We start from the raw sequence: 16,236 nt of genomic DNA on the forward strand, positions 1-16,236 counted from the left end.
CTCCTACCAGATAAATTTAGGAAAGTGTAAAGTTTCGTACTCTTTTAGACCTTTAACAATTTCGTTCTCTTCAAGGTCTTTTACCCTTTCAGGGCTGAATCCAAGTTCTCTGAAGTCAAGCTTTCCGTTTTCCTTGTGGCAGTCTTCACACTTTAGGGCTTCCTTTGTTAGTGAGTTGTGCATCTTTGCAACTGCTCTTTCATCCTTTAGAAGATCTTCGTTTCCCTTTAGGGGGAGCTCTACAGGTGTGCCTTCATAAATCGGAACTATTTTTGCCTGGCTGTTCTGTCCCGATAGCATAACTCTATCACCGACCTTTACGTACTTAAGGCCGTAAAAATCTCCACTGTCAAGGACGACAACTTTCCCATTTTTGATTTCAGCCCACTTGTAGGTTAAACCTTCCTTCACAAAGTGGCACACGTTGCAGCTCATGAAAGTTCCGTGAGCGTTATAAAAAGGAGCGTACTTACTGTCCTTTTTGTGAGCTGCAAAGGTATGGCATGCACTACAAACGTCGTTCATCTCGTATTTGTAAGAGTTAGGAGAGTGGAAAGGTTTGGGATACTCCTTCAGGTTTGGTAGTTCAGGCCTTTCCATCTCCTTTATTTTCTCTCCCCACTTTGCAGAGTCTGTTGCTGGAGCCTCAAGGAGAGGATTACCTCCAGCAACGGCCGTGACGGGTATTATTAGGGCTATTAGAAGTTTCCTCATTACGCTTTCCCTCCTTCAACTTCCTTCTCAAGAAGGTGGTGAGCATATTCGTGCATCCTCTTTATCATCTCCTCTTCAGGAAGTTTCTCCACCTCCAAGACGAACTGATACCTCTCCTTTAGGAATGGGTATTTCTCAAGTAGGTGAGGCTCATTCTCTGCAACTGCTTTGATAATTCTCCTGTAGCTCCTCGGCCTTTCCTCAATCCACTCAACTTCTGAGGCTGTTCCCGTAAGCCAGATCCAGTCCATAGGGAACTTGTTCGGTCCGTAGTGGACTATGTACATGTGTACAAGGGCAATCCAACCAAGGGCTAACACCGCTTCGTCCGAGTGCATAAGGTAAGCAATTTGAATCGTTTCAGGTGGTAGACCTAGGTAACCTGTAAATACCTCCGGAAGCCACAGCATCCATCCTGTAATACCGATTGCCAGCATACCCCAGCCAACTGCCCAGAAGTCAAACTTGTCAACCCAGATGTACTCGTCCCAGTCAGGGGGTACTTTCCTAAAACCGAGGAGGTATTTTATGTAGTGAACAAAGGTAATGTCTGACGGGCCGGGAACTATTTTGAAGTATCCGAAGAAGTCCTTCTTTGCTAAGTCCCAGTTAGCTAATAAGATGAGAATCATGTATACAACAGTTAGAAGGAAGTCTGAAAACATTATGAAACCGGAAATCCTGTGAATTGTCATCTCACCACTTATTCCGCCGAGGAGTTCTATGAGGGGCTTTGCCCACTCAAGCTCGTAGAACTTTATTGGATATCCGGTAATAATCTGCCAGATAAAGGTTGAGAAGATTCCTACGTGGAGCAGCCTTTGGAAGAGAGTAAACTTCTGTATCATTATCTTCTCACCGTCAACGATGAGAAGCTTATCCTGTTCTGCCCTTATCCTGAATCTTCTTTTGAAAGCCTCCCAGAGTCCCATTAGTGTTTCCTCCTCAGGTTTTTAAGAAGGTCAAGACCTACGATTGTAACTGCAAAGAGAAGAGTTCCAGTGGTTAACCAGAACATGAATTCTTCAACAATCTTTACAATCTTCTGTCCTAGTGAATCTGGAATTGGGTGCATGTGAACCCACTTAGTCGTTGCCATGTTCTTCATATCTTTTGCTGGAACGAGTGGATGACACTCGGTTGAGCGACCGCAAGTTAACTCAATGTTCTTCTCGTTAATTGAGGAGCGAGGGTCTTCCTTGTGGAATATATCGTGGAAGTTTCCGTCCTTATTCGTATGACAGTCTAAACAGTCTGCTGCTCTTGTGTCGTTCCTATCCAGGTAAAGCATCTTTGAGTGCATTGTGACTTTGTATGACTCAACAGCCGTTAAGACGTGTTCCTTGGCAAACTCATCGTGGATACCTTCTATTTCAAGTGCTTTTTCCATCTTCTTCTCATCTTCGTGACAGGAGGCACAGAGTTCAACTATCTCCCAGCCGTCCCTCCTTGTTTTAATGAACTTGTGGGTAAAGCCGTTTTTAATTACCGGAATAGGTTCCCTGCTTGCAACGTGGGAGAGCCTATCCTTGGTCCAATCTTTATTTTCGTGACATATAGAACACCTGTTGAGGCTCATCTTCATTGATTCAAGCTTTGTTACGTCAATTAACAGGTCGTTTGTATGGCAGTAACTACAGTAGGGGTAGATATCCGGGGCCTTTTGGTAGTTCTTACCGTGAACGCTCTCTTTCCACGTTTCAAAGACACTTTTGTGTGAAAAGGGTTTTTTCGTTGAAGGATCAACTACGTGACACTTATTTGCACAGTTTACGGCAGCGTTTTCGGGCTTGTGAGGGTACTGTTCAATTTTGTCGTGACACTCGGTACACCCAACGTTCCTGTGAATTGAATGGGCATAGAGGGCATCTGAAATGCTACAGTCCTTTACTTTGTTTTCCTCGGTTACGACCGATAGACCTTTAAGTCTGTGGCATACGAGACATCCATCGTCGGGAATTCCGGCTCCTACGGCCGCTCCAGTTATAGCTATAGCCCCGCTCAATCCTAAAATCAAGGCTTTCACTCTCTACCCCCTACTTTAGCGAGTTAATTGAGTGGCAAACTTGACAGAGTTTTCCACCTTTAAGCTGGTAGCTCATTAACTTTACGCCTTCTGTGTTTATTTTGAACCTGTTTAGTTCAAGTTCTAGTTTCCTTAGTTTATACTTAAGCTCCTCTTCCCCTACCTCTGTCCACTCCTTTGGTAACCCTTGGGCGGGAACTGCAATTTGAGGGTGGGGATTGTGGCAAGTTATACACTCAATTCTCCCTTTAACTAGGATGATTTTAGGCTTCCTGCTCTTAAGCTCTTTTTCATCTATCTTTGGTTTAAGCTGTTCCATTTCCTCAATTTCAACTAACTGGGCCTTTCCCTTTACCAGCTCTTTAACCTTTTCTGGTTTTGCAAGTAGGTGTTCAGGAGCTCCAACGTGAGGCGTCTTTGTGTGGCAACCTACGCATGCCTTATAAGCTTCAAGTTTAGCCCCAACTCCATGGCAGTAGATACAGGCCTTTCTCTTTTCCTGCCACTTAGCGTTTGACCCTATCGTTTTGTGAGGGTTAAACTTCCTGTAGCACTCCTCGTTGTGGCACTGGAAGCAAAAGTCAAACCTCTCCCTCAAAGGCCTATTGGCTCTGAGGAATTTTTCACTTTTCCCATTCATATCGTGGCAGGTTGTGCAGGTTAATTTCCCTCCATTCAGCGGAAAGCTTGGAGGAACTTTTATACACTCCGTTTCCCTTACTTTACACTCTGTTGGATGAACTATTGGGCACCCTTGTGTGTGGCATTTAGTGCAGAATTTTGGGTCTGTTCCAGAGTAGCCAACTCCTCCACACTCCTTGGAGTGGGCATTTCCTACCAGTCCTGTTAGTAAAAGTAGAGCAATCAATCCCTTTCTCATTTTGTCCAGTTCCCCTTTGTATGGCATTCCATACAAAATGTTGGCCTGTGGCATCTACTACACTTTGCAGGGTCTGCAGCTGCCTCTATGCTGTGGGTGTACTCGTAGTTCCTCGGGTGGACCATATGTTGAACAGTGTCCCTTCTTGCATGGCAGTCTATACAGAACTTCTGCCTGTGACATTCGTCACACTTTTCAGCTTTTGCTTCATAGGCGAATTTGTGGGTTTTGAGCCAATCTCCGGTTTTGTGATCTGCCGGCTCAATTTCTTTCATGTTAAAGTGGCACAGGTAACATTTTGTTGGTGCATTTGGAGCGGGAGATTTTCCGGGATTGTTGTGGCAGTAATGACACGTAACCTTTGAGGGCATTATCACTTTTTTTGAGCCTTTTTCGGCCGCTTCTATATCTGCCCAGCTCATTTCAACGTTCATTTTGTGGCAAGGGATACAGCCGTTCTTATCTATAAAGGACTTGTGGTCCTTATGGTGGAACCTAGCTGTAGCTCCGAGCTCCTTCTTGTAGTCAACTTTTCCCTCGTTTACGCAGGAGGAAACCGTTAAAGCTATTGCAATAAGGAGTAGTTCCTTCCTCATTTCTTATCCTCTACCCTTTTTTCCTCTCCGCCCCAGAAGAGGAGGTTGTACCTTAAAATTAGCCTTAAGTCCCTGTCAAAGTCCTCGTTTTTCCTGTAGTCAATACCGAATTCAAAGTTTGAGAATTCCGTTGCTTGATAGGTTCCCTTTAGGTAGTAGGAGTTTGCCCACTGCTTCCCGTAGGTGACTTTGTCGTAGCGGGCTATGTCAACCCTTCCTGAAAGGGAGAGCTTCTCGCAGAGGTACTTTGTAAACCCAAGCTCAACTCCCCTTAAGATTCCTATCCAGCTGTTTTGATAGAGGAAAGCTCCGTAGGTCCTGAGGCCTTCAGAGAACCATGTATCCCTTATAGCTCCAACTTTAATAAGGTGGCCGTTGTCCTTGCCGTTTTTCTGAATGTCGGTTCCTGTGTATGAACCAAACAGTGACCAGACTTTGTTAAGTTCGTAGTAGGTGCTCTGGGTAAAGCGGAGCTCCCTACCTTGAGAGGAGAAGTTTGAGAATATCGGGTCTTCAATCCTTCCGGCGTAGTAGTAGGAACCGTCGTAGTACTCAACCTCTGTTGTTAACCTTAACTTCCTGTTTGGAAAGTAGTTAAAACCTAGGTTTCCATTCAGGAACTCCCCGTGGGCTAAGTCAAACTCAAGCCTGCTGAACTGTACCAGCTTCTTTGTTAGGTAGGAGTAGTTTCCAATTGAAATGGCGGTCTTTTTAACTTTCCCGTCGTCCCTTAAGTGTTCAAACCCAAAGAAGTAGTTTTTATATTCAAACTTAATACCGGTTAGGAAGTCGTCTCCGCTCTTAACTCCCGGCTCAAACCACCTCGGTTTGCCGATGTAGAAGACGTATTTAAAGTCTTTGTTCAACCTGTAGGAGTACTTAATTGAATCTGCTATGTAGGTTTCAAAACCTTCGGATATGAACTGACGACCTATTGAAAGGAGAGAGTTCCTGTCCTTCTTCAGGGGAACGTCAACGTACACCTGGTAAAGGTCTACGTCCCAGTCATTTCCGTACCCTAAGTCTTTCCATAGCTTTCCGTAGAAGTGAAGTTCACTGTTGCCCTTTAAGTCCCTTATGTCAAGCTTTAGGTAGTTATCAAAGGGGATAGAATCCTTATCGTAAACGTCCTGGCGAAACTCTATCTGAGTTTTTACCTCTCCCTCGTATCCAGGTAGTTTAAGTGCGGCCAGCGAACCGCTGGTTGAGAGGAGTCCTATTCCCAGTCCCAGAGCTAAGGTTCTCTTTCCTATCCCCACGTTTAACCCTCTCTGTTAGAGCTGTACCTTCGGATATTACAAAAAAACTTAATTCCATGTCAAGCTTTTAAAAAAATAAAAATCGCTTTATCAAAGAGATTTATCCTATATTGAATATCTATTTCCTTAGAAAGGGTTGTTGAAGAGGAGGACTTCAACTGTTTCACCTTTTTCAACGTTTCCCCTCTCTCTGCCGATTACTGCAAGTCCCTGGCATTTTACCACTGTTAGAAAGTTGCTGGTTTGTTGGTTACTCTCGGGGTAAACTTTTAGGACTCCTTCCTCAGATGAGAGTTTAACTCTTATGAAATCAACCCTTCCCTTCCTTGATTTTAACTTATCTCCGGCTACTGCCGTAACGTACTTGTTCTGAAATTCCTTAATTCCCATAGCTTTCTTAACTGCCGGTACTAAAAACTCAAGGGCGTTGACTAAACAGGCAGCCGGGTAACCTGGAAGGCCGAAGAAGAGTTTATCCTCCCTCACTCCAAAAGTTAGGGGTCTTCCCGGCCTGATGTCCGTCTGTGTAAAGAGGATTTCTACTCCAAGTTCTCTTATAACTTCCCTTACGAGGTCATACTTTCCCTTAGAGATTCCCCCTGTAGTAACGGTAAAGTCGCAGGTTGAGAGGGACTGGGCTATGAGCTCTTTTAGCTCTTCAACGTTATCCTTTCCCTTTCCAACGTATACGACTTCTGCTCCTAAAGACTCAAGGAGGCCTTTCAAGGTGTAAAAGTTGGTATTCCTTACGGCTCCTTTTCTAAAAGGTTCTTCAGGTTCAAGTACTTCTGTTCCTGTCGTTACTATTCCTACTTTTACTCTCTGAAATACTTTTATTCTGTAAACTCCAAGGTGGGCAAGGAGGCCTACTTTCCGGTAGTCTAAGAGCTCTCCTCTCTTAATTACCCTTTCTCCCTTCCTTATTTCGCTTCCTCTAAAGTTTACGAGGTTACCCTCTTCAACCGGAAAGTCGATTACTAATTCATCTCCCTCAACCTTGACGTCCTCAATTCTGACGGCAGCGTTACTCCCTTCGGGGATGACTCCCCCGGTCATAACGAATGCAGCTTCTCCACGTTTAAGGGAAAACTTCTTTTGGCTTCCTGCCGGAATTTCACCTACTACCTTTAACCTTGCAGGGAGTTCTGTTAGTAAAGCTGTATTAAAGGCAAAACCATCTATTGCAGACTTATCCTGGTCGGGGATATCAACCGGAGATACTACGTCCTGGGCTATTACTCTACCGTAGGCTTCGTCAAGGACTTTAGTTTCAGTTCCAGTAACTTTTACCCTTCCGTTTATTATCCCTTTTGCTTCCTCTCTCTTTACCTTCACTTTCTCCTCCAACTATGGCCTTCCAAATGGACATATTGGGAAAACGCAGACTGGACAGCTGTGACAGAGCCCTCCGTGTCCCTTAGAAGCGACTTCTTCCTTCGTTATGACGTCTCCTACCAGGAGCCTTGGGAGCCAGATGTCAAAGGATGTTGCTTTGAAGAAGAGGGCTGCTGCCGGGACTGCAACTATAGGTTTTCCTTTTATCCACCCCAATGTAAGCATATTTCCAGGCTGGATAGGATTACCCCTTATGAAGTTCTCCGCTCCTGCTTTCTTTATGGCCCTGTAGGTAACGTCATCGGGGTCAACCGACGTTCCGCCTGTAAGGACCACAATGTCGTACTTCTTGCTGAATTCCTCTATCTTTTCCCTTATTTTCTCCTCATCGTCTGGAAGAATTACTTTCTCTGCGACTTCACACTTGAAGAACTCCAGTTTAGGTCTAAGTTTTTCGTAAAACTTATCCTTGATTCTTCCATAGTAAACTTCATTTCCGGTTATTATCATTCCTGCTCTTTTTTGTGTAAAAGGAATAACCCTAATTATCCCGTCCTTTGCAATTTCTACTGCCTTCTCTATCTGTTCCTTTGGAGCTGTGAGCGAGATAATCCTTACTGCAGCGACTTTCTGACCGGGTTTGACCCACATGTTTGTGTGGATAGTTGGACACGAAGGCTCACCTACCATGTTGAACTTTAGTAGTTTTTCAGTATCTACCTTTACGACTCCAAAGACCTTTGAGTAAATGACTATCTTCCCTTCCTTAGGCTCTTCATCCCGATAGAGGTTCTCTCCCATAAGTGCATCGGCAAGGACTTTTGCAGCTTCGTCTTCGTGTACTTCATCTTCCCCAAGCTCTAAGACGTAAACGTACTCCTTTCCGAGGTTCTTAAGCTTCTCAACGTCTTCTTCCCTTATTATGTGTCCCTTCTTAAAGGCCCTTCCTTTAATCCCTTTTTCTGGGTTAACTTCTGTGATGTCGTGGACTAAAACCATTCCAATGGCGTCTTCAACCTTAACTTTCCTCTTCATTCTTCCTCCCTATTACTGGTAAGTGATGGGCTGAAAGGTAGAAAGTACTTTCCCTTCCTTCCTGAAGTAGGAAATTTGGAGATAGGGAAGATGGGATGTGGAGCTCTACCTCTTTTCCCTCAAAGGTGGCGTAAACCCTGCTGATTTCCCTTCCCTTTTCAACCTTCTTAACGACCATTTCAACTCTGTTCGTTTCATCGGCAAGGGAGAGGGCGAGTGAGTTGGGAAGTATTGAGACGGACACTTTCTCCCCAACTTTAAAGTTCCCCTTTCTACACTTTAGAACTCTTCCTGAGGGGAGCTCTACAGCTGTAAACTTCCCAACTTCCTTTACTGTACCTTCAACGAAGCTCCTGTGGCCGAGTAGTTTTGCAGTTTCCACAGATTCTGGATTGAAGAAAACTTCGTTCGGTTCTCCTTCCTGAATGACCTTTCCGTTGTTCATAACAACTATCCACTCTGCTAGCTCAAAGAGCTCTTCAGGGTCGTGGGTTACCAAGATGGTAGGTATTCTGTAAATCTCTAATATCCCCTTTAGTTCCTTCCAGAGCTCCTCCTTTAAGTTCCTATCAAGGGCTGAGAAGGGTTCATCAAGGAGCAGGATTTCAGGTTGGCTTGCAAGGGCCCTTGCAAGGGCTACCCTCTGCTTCTGTCCACCGGAAATCTGTTTAGGGTACTTGTCCTTTAGGTTTTCTATCTTGAGGGTTTTTAGGAGTTCCTCAACCCTTCTTCTATCCTTTGCTCCGTAAGTGACGTTTTGGTGTACAGTCATGTGTGGGAAAAGAGCGTACTCTTGAAATAGGTAGCCAACCTTTCTTTCCTGGGGAGGGAGGTTGACTTCCCTTTCTGAGTCAAAGAGGAGCTTCCCGTTAACTTCAATCCTTCCACTGTCAGGCTCTATTAAGCCTGCAACTGCTTGGAGGGTAAGGCTCTTTCCTGAGCCGGAAGGAGCGAAGAGGGCAGTTACCTGAGACTCAGATTTAAAGTTCACATCTAAGGAAAAGTTCTTAAATTCCTTCCTTACGGATACTTTCAGCATGGCTCTATCTGTACCTTTATGTCTGCAGGTTTTCCAAAGTAAGCACAGGTTAAGACTATTATGTCAACCCCTGTAGAGGCGTAGGTTTTAATGTTACTCTCATTTATCCCTCCGGCGGCTGCTACTTTTGCAGAAGGGAAATTCCTTTCCTTAAACTCAACGACCTTTTTAACCTCTTCCGGTGAGAATTTATCAATCTGAACTACATCGGCGCCGGCCTTCAGCGCTAAAAAGGCTTCTTCAACTGAGTTAACTTCTACTGTGACCTTTTTCTCAGGAACTCTCTTCTTTAAAGAGGGTAATTTCTTTAAGAGCTCCTCCAATCCTCCCAGGAACTTTGAGTGTTGTTCAAAGATTAGGACAGTCTCAGATAGACCTAAACGGTGGGGGAGAGCTCCACCGGCCAGGATACCCTTTATACAGATTTTCTTTGAAAGGGGAAGAGTTTTCCTCGTTGTAACGATTTCTACGTCTGGATTTACGCTTTTAGCAAGGTTAACTAGGTTCCTTGTTCTCGTTGCTATTCCGGAGCCGTACTCAAGAAGGTTCTGAGTTACCTTCCATACTTTATGTATTGCTTCAGCTTTGCCTTTTGCTTTAAGGAACACTTCCTTGGGAGGCACTTGAGTTCCGCTGGAAGTGAATTTAAGGACCTTTAAGTTGAACCTGTCAAAAATCCTTTTACACTCCTCCGTTGCACAGACTACTATTTCGTGTCTTGCTGAAAAGCTTATAGTTCCCTCTTTATTTCCAATATCCAGTAAATAGGTTGTTAGGTCAAAGTAGGGAACGTCCTCTTCAATGAGTTTATCAATTTCACTTTCTGTAAAGGTTACCATCTCTTTCCCTCTTGGGAGAGCCTGTTAATTAGATAGATGATCACAATTGAGATCCCTGCTGAAACGGCAGTTAGGATATTTGCCCTCTCAAAGTCTCCTCCTGAAACAGCGCTGTATATTTCCAGGGGAATCGTGTTTGTTTTAAATGGGATATTACCTGCAAGCATCAAAGTTGCTCCAAACTCCCCTAAAGCCCTTGCAAAGGAAAGGACAAGCCCAGCGATTATGCCACTTTTTGCTAAAGGTAAAACAACTTTAAAGAATGTGTAGAGTTCACTTTTACCCAGTGTATAGGAAACCTTTATTAAGTTTTCGTCAACAGATTCAATTGCGGCTTTGGAGCTCTTTACAAAGAGGGGGAAGCCGGCAACAAATGAGGCAACGACGGCTCCGTACCACGTGAAGACTATTCCCGTATTAAAGAGCTTATATAGAACGGAACCTACGGGGCCGTTTCTCCCAAGAATTAGAAGGAGAAGGTATCCTGTTACTACCGGAGGGAATACTAGTGGAAGGGTTATAAGTGTGTCAACTAGGTTTTTTAAAGGAAAGTCCTTCTTTGCAAGGGCGTAGGAAAGTGGAAGTCCGAGTATAAAAATCATCATAACTGATACGGTAGCAACCTTAAGTGAGAGTTTAATTGAAAAGAGAGCTTGCGGGTCTAGCATCTATTTGCTCCCGTTAACTTTTAAGAAACCAAACTTTCTAAGCTCTCTTTCGTCTTGAGATAGGAGAAACTGAACGAATTCTTTGGCGAGTTCATCCTTTTTTGAGGAGCTTACTACTCCTGCGTAGAACTTTATTGAACTGTGTAGGTTATCGGGAAAGGTTTTTAAAAGCCTCAGTTTGTTTTTAAACTTTAAGTAGTCTGAGTAGAAAATGATTCCTGCATCTACGTTTCCTGTTACTGTCCAGATAGTAATTTGCCTTACAGTTGGAGCGAAGATGAGTTTTCCCTTTAACTTTTCGTAAAGGGCGAGTTTTTTTAGGGTCTCTAAAGTGTACTTTCCTACGGGAGCGAGTCTATCCCCGACTGCTATTCTCCCTGCTTCCTCTAGTGATGACAGTTTAGAGTTCTTTGGTGTTACAAGAACTAACGATGTTTTGGCAAAGGGTTGGGAATTTCCCTTCTCTATGAGTCCCTTTTCAATTAAGTACTCCATCCACTCTTTAGAGGCCGATATGTAAACGTCGGCCGGGGCTCCAGCCTCAATTTGACTTGCAAGTTTGCCTGAGGATGAAAAGTTGAAGATTAGCCTGTGGCCCGTCTTTTTCTCAAACTCTTTTCCAACTTCAGAAATTAGCTCTTTAGCTCCCATTGCAGAAGAGATAAAGAGTTCCTCTCCAAAAGCAGGTAAGTTAAGGAGAAGAGTTATAATTAGAAGGAAAATCAGCCTCATCTCTCACCTCCTGATAGGGAGGGCCCGACGGGCGTTTGGGGAGGTGCGTGGTCGGGCCCGCTCAAAAAGTGCTCCAATAAATCAAAAGGGGCCAGCCCCGAGCTTGGGACTGACCCCTTTCAAAGAGAGGTTCCTTTCCAAGCTCGGGAGGCACGTCCGTTTCCAGACGCACCCTGTCGGCCTGGCCCCATAGGACTTTAGTCCCTTAGGAAGCCAGGCTCGGAACCTCCGCCTCCATTATACACTAGATTTTCAATTACTAAAAGGCCGTCTCCCACTCCGATTAGGTAGCTTCTGAAGTTTGGATACTCTTTGACTTGATTTAGGAAGAGCCTAAGGAGGGCTACTGACCTTTCGTACCTTCTTTCATATTTCCTTCCTGCAACGTATCCCCTGAAGAGGACGTTATCAAATACTACCATCCCTCCAGGCTCTATCAGGGCCTGGACTTTGTAGTTGAAGAAGGGGTACTCTCCCTTTGTGCTATCAATGAAGATAAAGTCGTACTTTCTGCCTTCCGATAGTTCTTCCCTTATGAAGTCAAAGCCGTCCGACTCAACAACTTTTATGGATGCTTCGGCTCTTTTAAAGAAACTTCTTGCTACTTCAAGCCTTTTCCTGTTGGAGTCAACGGTTGTTACCTGAGAGGACCTATTTGCGAAGTAGATGTTTAACGTGCTGTATCCTATTCCCGTTCCTATCTCAAGAACTTTTTTAGGCTTTAGCGTTGAAACTAACAGCCTTAGAAGTTGAGCGCTTGAAGGAAGGAGAATTGGAACCTTCTCCCTTTTTGCGTACTCTTCAATCTCTATTAGTATCTCTTCCTTCTTTCCAAAGGAGCCTATGAACTCTTCAACTTCCTGGGGTAGAATTTCCCCTAAGTTTTTCCACCTTTTAAATTCCATAAGTTAAATTATAGGAGGTTTTGATGAAGTTTGCCCTTCCAGTTAAAAGTGCTGAAGGACCAGATGTTGAGGTCTTAAGCACTTTTGAAGGAGCTCCCTACTTGGCAATCTTAACCTTAAGTGAAGAGGGAGTAAAAGTAGATTTCTTTGAAAACCCTGCTTCTTCCCGCTCAGAGATCGCTCAGTTCCTTCTCTCCCTTGGTGTAAAGAAGGTAGTATTCCCTTCTGCAAAGCCGCTGGTAAAGTCGGCCCTGAATCAGCTGGGAATAGAGGTAGTTGATAGGAGTTTCAGAACTCTAAAAGAGGCAGTTTACGCTCTTTTTTAACTACTCCCACCTGTTCCCTGATACAACGCTTACACTTAGGGGAACAGAGAGCTTCACTACCCCTTCCATTACCTCCCTTACTAGCCTTTTAGTTTCCTCTTCCTTTTCCTGGGGGGTTTCAACAACTATTTCATCGTGAACCTGGAGGACCATAAAGGAGTCTGTGCTTTGAAGTTCCCTATCAAGTTTAATCATTGCTAGTTTCATTACGTCTGCTGCAGTTCCCTGTATTACTGCGTTAACTGCAGCCCTTTTCCCGAAACTCCTTACGTGGTAGTTCCTATCTTTCAGTTCTGGAAGAGGTCTTTTTCTTCCAAAGAGCGTTGTTACAAAGCCTTTCCTGTAAGCTTCATCAAGGGTAGAGTCTATAAACTCCTTAACCTTTGGAAAGTTTTTAAAGTACTTCTCTATAAACTCTTCAGCCTCTTTAAGTGGAATTCCAAGCCTCTCTGAAAGTCCGTGAGGGCTCATTCCGTATATGATTCCGAAGTTAACCGTTTTTGCAACTCTCCTCATCCTTTCGTCAACCTCTTTAACCTCAAAGAGGTGTTTTGCAGTTTCAGAGTGTATGTCTTCTCCCTTTCTGAAAGCTTCTATTAACCTTTCATCCCCTGAAAGGTGGGCCAGTATCCTTAGTTCAACCTGGGAGTAGTCTGCCCAGACCAGCTTATAACCTTCTGGGGAAATTACTGCATGCCTTACCTTCTTTGATATCTCGTCTGAAACTGGAAGGTTTTGTAGGTTAGGTTCTGCTGAGGAGAGCCTTCCAGTTGCAGTTGCCGTTTGAAGGAACTTTGTATGAACTCTCCCTTGACTGTCAACGTACTTTAGTATTCCCTTTACAAAAGTTCCTTCAATTTTAGTTAACTTTCTGTAGATAAGGAGGAGCTGGGCTATTCTGTGACCTTCTAAAGCTAAAGTTGTTAATGTTTCAACGTCCGTTGAGTAGCCTGATTTTGTCCTCTTTAGAGGTTTGAGCCCCAACTTTTCAAACAGGATTTTAGCAAGCTGCTTTGGTGAGTTAAGGTTAAAGGCTTCTCTGGCTATTTGGTATATCTTCTCCTCTATTCTTTCTGCTTCCTCCCTAAGTTCCTTTCCAAAAGTTTCAAGGTACTCCCTATCAAAGAGGACACCCCTCTTCTCCATTCTGTATAGGACGTAGGACAGGGGTTCTTCAATCTCCCTGTAGAGTTTGTAGAGTCCCTCTTTCTTAAGCTTTTCCTCTGTAATCTGGCCAAGGGAGATTACGTGGTGGGAAATCTCCTTTAAAGGTGGAAGTTCGGCACTTTTTAGGTGTTCCTTCAGTAAGTTCTCCGGAGAGTAGTCCTTTAAAAGAGGGTTCAGTAAATAGTATCCCAGTGATATGTCAAAGAGGGGGAGCTCCCTCATCTCCTGACCGCAATTGTGGTAGATATCCTTTAAGTTGAAGGTGTAGAGTTTTACTCTTCCTCGTTCTTTTAGTTTGGGTAGGACTTCTTTCAGCGGAATTACCGTAAAGTATTTCCCGGCAGAGAGTATAGCCTCATCTCCTCTTACTATTAGTCCTCCGGCCGGCTGAGAGAAGAGGTCTTTAGGTGCGAGTAACTTTAAGATCTCAGTTAGGTCTTTCTCTTTCCCCTTCTCAATTTCGCTTCCCTTTAGTTCTAAATTTGGGAAAATTTTCTTTAGCTCCTTTGCAGTACTTCTCATTTCAAGTTCAGTTAAGAGTTCCGATAGGCACTTACCGTCTGGTGGTTTAACCTTTAACTCCTCTGGAGAAATCTCTACTGGAACGTCTTTCTTAACTTTTGCAAGCTCTCTGCTGAGGAATGCCTGTTCTTTGAACTTTTTTAAAGTTTCCCTTCTCTTTGGAGTGAGCTTTTCAAGGTTTTTGTAGAGTTCTTCAAGGTTTCCAAATTCCCGAATTAGTTTTACGGCAGTTTTTTCCCCAATTCCTGGAACTCCCGGTATGTTGTCAATCTGATCTCCTGATAGGCCGAAGACCTCAGGAATTTGCCAAGGTTCAATTCCATACTCCTTTTTGAACTTTTCAAGGTCGTAGAGTTTCTGACTTCCCCTGTGTGAGATTGAGATGACCTTTACGTTCTCTCCAATTAGCTGTCTCATATCCTTGTCGGACGTGACTATGAAGACCTCAAAGCCTTCCTTTGAGAGCTTATCAGCTAGAGTAGCAATTACGTCGTCTGCTTCGTAACCTTCAACCTCCAAAACCTTTATCCCTAGACACTTCAGGAACTTCTTTATGTAGGGAAGTTGCACTTTAAATGCATCGGGAGTCGGTTTCCTGTTTGCCTTGTAACTCTTTAAGATTTCATTTCTAAAGGTCTTCTTGCCAACGTCAAAGGCGACGGCTGCGTACTCAGGTTTAAAGTCCTTAAGTAGCTTTAGGAAAATCCTTATAAATCCAAAGATTGCGTTCGTTGGGAAACCTTTACTGGTTGAAAGGTTCCTTATTGCGTAAAAGGCCCTATAGGCCATTCCTGTTCCGTCAAAGAGGAATACCCTTTTATTCAATTCCTTCTCCCGTATAGAGTTTAAAGAAGTTTGTTACGTCTCCTGCTCCCAAAGTAAGGAGAACGTCTCCTGGTAAGAGCTCCCTCCTTAATACCTCTACCGCTTCTTTTAAGCTTCCGCAGTAGAGAGCTCCAACCTCCTTGGCCAGTGTCTCTGCCGTTATTCCCTCAATTGGCCTCTCTCCTGCAGGGTATATATCGCAAATATAGAGGTTATCTATTCCTTTGAGAACCCTTACGAACTCCTTCCACAGAGCGGCAGTTCTTGTGTATCTGTGGGGCTGAAAGAGGATAACTATTCTCCTATCTGGAAAGGCTTCTTTAATTGCCCTGTAGGATGCCTCAATCTCGGTAGGATGGTGTCCGTAGTCGTCAAAGAAGGTAATTCCGTTGTAACTTCCTTTAAGTTCCATTCTCCTCCTTGCGTTCCTAAACTCTTCAAGACCCTGGGCTATCTCGTTAAAAGGAATTCCTACTTCAAGGGAAACGGCTACTGCTCCAAGGGCGTTGACGACGTTGTGCCTGCCCGGAACGTTTAACTTTACCCTGCCTAGTTTCTTCTCCCTGTAAAGGACTTCAAATACAGTTCCAAGACCTAAAGGAGTGATATCCTTAGCCTGAAAGTCTGCATCTTTTGAAAGGCCGAAGCTGTTTTTCCTCTTGTAGACTTTCTGGTAAATGTCCCGTGTATTTTCGCAGTCTATACATGCAAAGAGTTTTCCGTAGAAAGAGGTCCTGTTTGCAAACTCTAAAAAGGCTTCCTTTATGTTTTCTAGACTTCCGTAGTAGTCTAGGTGGTCGGCATCAATGTTCGTTATTACCGATAGTGTTGGGTTGAGCTTTAAAAATGTTCCGTCGCTCTCGTCAGCCTCTGCAACCAGCCACTTCCCCTCTCCCTGAACGGCGTTGTATCCGCCTAAGAAAGAAAGGCTTCCTCCAACTAAGATTGTCGGCTTTAAACCTGCTCCGTAAAGTATCCTTGAGATCATAGAGCTTGTCGTCGTTTTCCCGTGAGTTCCTGCAACTGCTATGCTTTCCGTTAACTTCATTATGTCAGCAAGGACGTCTGAGCGTGGGATTACCGGTATACCTCTTCTTTTAGCCTCTTTTATCTCAGGGTTATTCTCCCTAACTGCCGATGAGTGGATTAAGACGTCTGCTCCTTCAACATTTTCGGCTCTGTGGCCTATAAAAACTCTTATTCCTTTATCCCTAAGTTTTTTTACCATTATTCTTTCTTTTATATCAGAACCTTGAACATCAAATCCTCTATCCTTTAGGATTAGGGCAATTCCTGACATTCCAATTCCGCCAATACCAACTATGTGTACTTTCAACGTCTCCTCCAAGTAAAATTTCCTATTAAGTT

At 44.0% G+C, this 16,236-nt stretch carries 16 protein-coding genes and 1 riboswitch; of the genes, 1 reads left to right on the forward strand and 15 read right to left on the reverse strand.

Going from position 1 to position 16,236, the window contains the following annotated elements:
- Positions 1 to 3: 3 nt before the first annotated feature.
- From C7457_RS03025 to C7457_RS03085, 13 genes are all read right to left on the reverse strand, one after another.
- A complete protein-coding gene (locus tag C7457_RS03025) occupies positions 4 to 714 on the reverse strand; it encodes a hypothetical protein (RefSeq protein ID WP_121169962.1) in 711 nt (236 codons plus the stop codon).
- Positions 714 to 1,646 (reverse strand): formate dehydrogenase subunit gamma, encoded by a 933-nt coding sequence (locus tag C7457_RS03030; RefSeq protein WP_121169963.1) that lies wholly within the window; start codon positions 1,644 to 1,646, stop codon positions 714 to 716. Before C7457_RS03030 ends, C7457_RS03025 begins: the two co-directional genes overlap by 1 nt.
- Complete coding sequence (locus C7457_RS03035; RefSeq protein ID WP_121169964.1) at positions 1,646 to 2,740, reverse strand: hypothetical protein; 1,095 nt, start codon at positions 2,738 to 2,740, stop codon at positions 1,646 to 1,648. The genes C7457_RS03030 and C7457_RS03035 overlap by 1 nt, the downstream gene beginning before the upstream one ends.
- Before the next feature lie 10 nt (positions 2,741 to 2,750).
- A complete protein-coding gene (locus tag C7457_RS03040; protein ID WP_121169965.1) occupies positions 2,751 to 3,620 on the reverse strand; it encodes a cytochrome c3 family protein in 870 nt (289 codons plus the stop codon).
- Positions 3,617 to 4,216 (reverse strand): hypothetical protein, encoded by a 600-nt coding sequence (locus C7457_RS03045; protein WP_121169966.1) that lies wholly within the window; start codon positions 4,214 to 4,216, stop codon positions 3,617 to 3,619. The genes C7457_RS03040 and C7457_RS03045 overlap by 4 nt, the downstream gene beginning before the upstream one ends.
- Positions 4,213 to 5,475 (reverse strand): hypothetical protein, encoded by a 1,263-nt coding sequence (locus tag C7457_RS03050; protein ID WP_121169967.1) that lies wholly within the window; start codon positions 5,473 to 5,475, stop codon positions 4,213 to 4,215. The genes C7457_RS03045 and C7457_RS03050 overlap by 4 nt, the downstream gene beginning before the upstream one ends.
- 126 nt (positions 5,476 to 5,601) lie before the next feature.
- The gene (locus tag C7457_RS03055) at positions 5,602 to 6,810 is read right to left on the reverse strand and encodes a molybdopterin molybdotransferase MoeA (protein ID WP_170137335.1); all 1,209 of its coding nucleotides are present in this window, start codon (positions 6,808 to 6,810) and stop codon (positions 5,602 to 5,604) included.
- Between the two features lie 12 nt (positions 6,811 to 6,822).
- Complete coding sequence (locus tag C7457_RS03060) at positions 6,823 to 7,845, reverse strand: molybdopterin-binding protein (RefSeq protein ID WP_121169969.1); 1,023 nt, start codon at positions 7,843 to 7,845, stop codon at positions 6,823 to 6,825.
- Positions 7,829 to 8,884, reverse strand: coding sequence for an ABC transporter ATP-binding protein (locus C7457_RS03065; protein WP_121169970.1), 1,056 nt, complete (start codon positions 8,882 to 8,884; stop codon positions 7,829 to 7,831). Before C7457_RS03065 ends, C7457_RS03060 begins: the two co-directional genes overlap by 17 nt.
- On the reverse strand, positions 8,878 to 9,723 hold the full coding sequence (modD, locus tag C7457_RS03070) for a ModD protein (RefSeq protein ID WP_121169971.1): 846 nt from the start codon (positions 9,721 to 9,723) through the stop codon (positions 8,878 to 8,880). The genes C7457_RS03065 and modD overlap by 7 nt, the downstream gene beginning before the upstream one ends.
- Positions 9,717 to 10,391 (reverse strand): molybdate ABC transporter permease subunit, encoded by a 675-nt coding sequence (gene modB, locus C7457_RS03075; RefSeq protein ID WP_121169972.1) that lies wholly within the window; start codon positions 10,389 to 10,391, stop codon positions 9,717 to 9,719. Before modB ends, modD begins: the two co-directional genes overlap by 7 nt.
- Entirely contained in the window at positions 10,392 to 11,123 is a 732-nt protein-coding gene (modA, locus tag C7457_RS03080; protein ID WP_121169973.1) for a molybdate ABC transporter substrate-binding protein, read from the reverse strand.
- A 114-nt stretch (positions 11,124 to 11,237) separates the two neighbouring features.
- Positions 11,238 to 11,360: riboswitch (molybdenum cofactor riboswitch) on the reverse strand.
- Positions 11,321 to 12,028 (reverse strand): O-methyltransferase, encoded by a 708-nt coding sequence (locus C7457_RS03085; RefSeq protein ID WP_170137336.1) that lies wholly within the window; start codon positions 12,026 to 12,028, stop codon positions 11,321 to 11,323. It overlaps the preceding riboswitch by 40 nt.
- 23 nt (positions 12,029 to 12,051) lie before the next feature.
- Between C7457_RS03085 and C7457_RS03090 the strand changes: the two genes are divergently transcribed.
- Entirely contained in the window at positions 12,052 to 12,354 is a 303-nt protein-coding gene (locus C7457_RS03090) for a NifB/NifX family molybdenum-iron cluster-binding protein (RefSeq protein ID WP_121169974.1), read from the forward strand.
- On the opposite strand, the gene polA is transcribed toward C7457_RS03090, so the two are convergent.
- Positions 12,355 to 14,868: a DNA polymerase I gene (gene polA, locus C7457_RS03095; RefSeq protein WP_245939565.1), complete on the reverse strand. Its 2,514-nt coding sequence runs from the start codon at positions 14,866 to 14,868 to the stop codon at positions 12,355 to 12,357. It lies immediately after the preceding gene.
- Positions 14,861 to 16,204: a UDP-N-acetylmuramate--L-alanine ligase gene (gene murC / locus C7457_RS03100; protein ID WP_245939566.1), complete on the reverse strand. Its 1,344-nt coding sequence runs from the start codon at positions 16,202 to 16,204 to the stop codon at positions 14,861 to 14,863. Before murC ends, polA begins: the two co-directional genes overlap by 8 nt.
- Between the last annotated feature and the right edge of the window lie 32 nt (positions 16,205 to 16,236).

This window comes from Thermovibrio guaymasensis (assembly GCF_003633715.1).
GTDB lineage: Bacteria > Aquificota > Aquificia > Desulfurobacteriales > Desulfurobacteriaceae > Thermovibrio > Thermovibrio guaymasensis.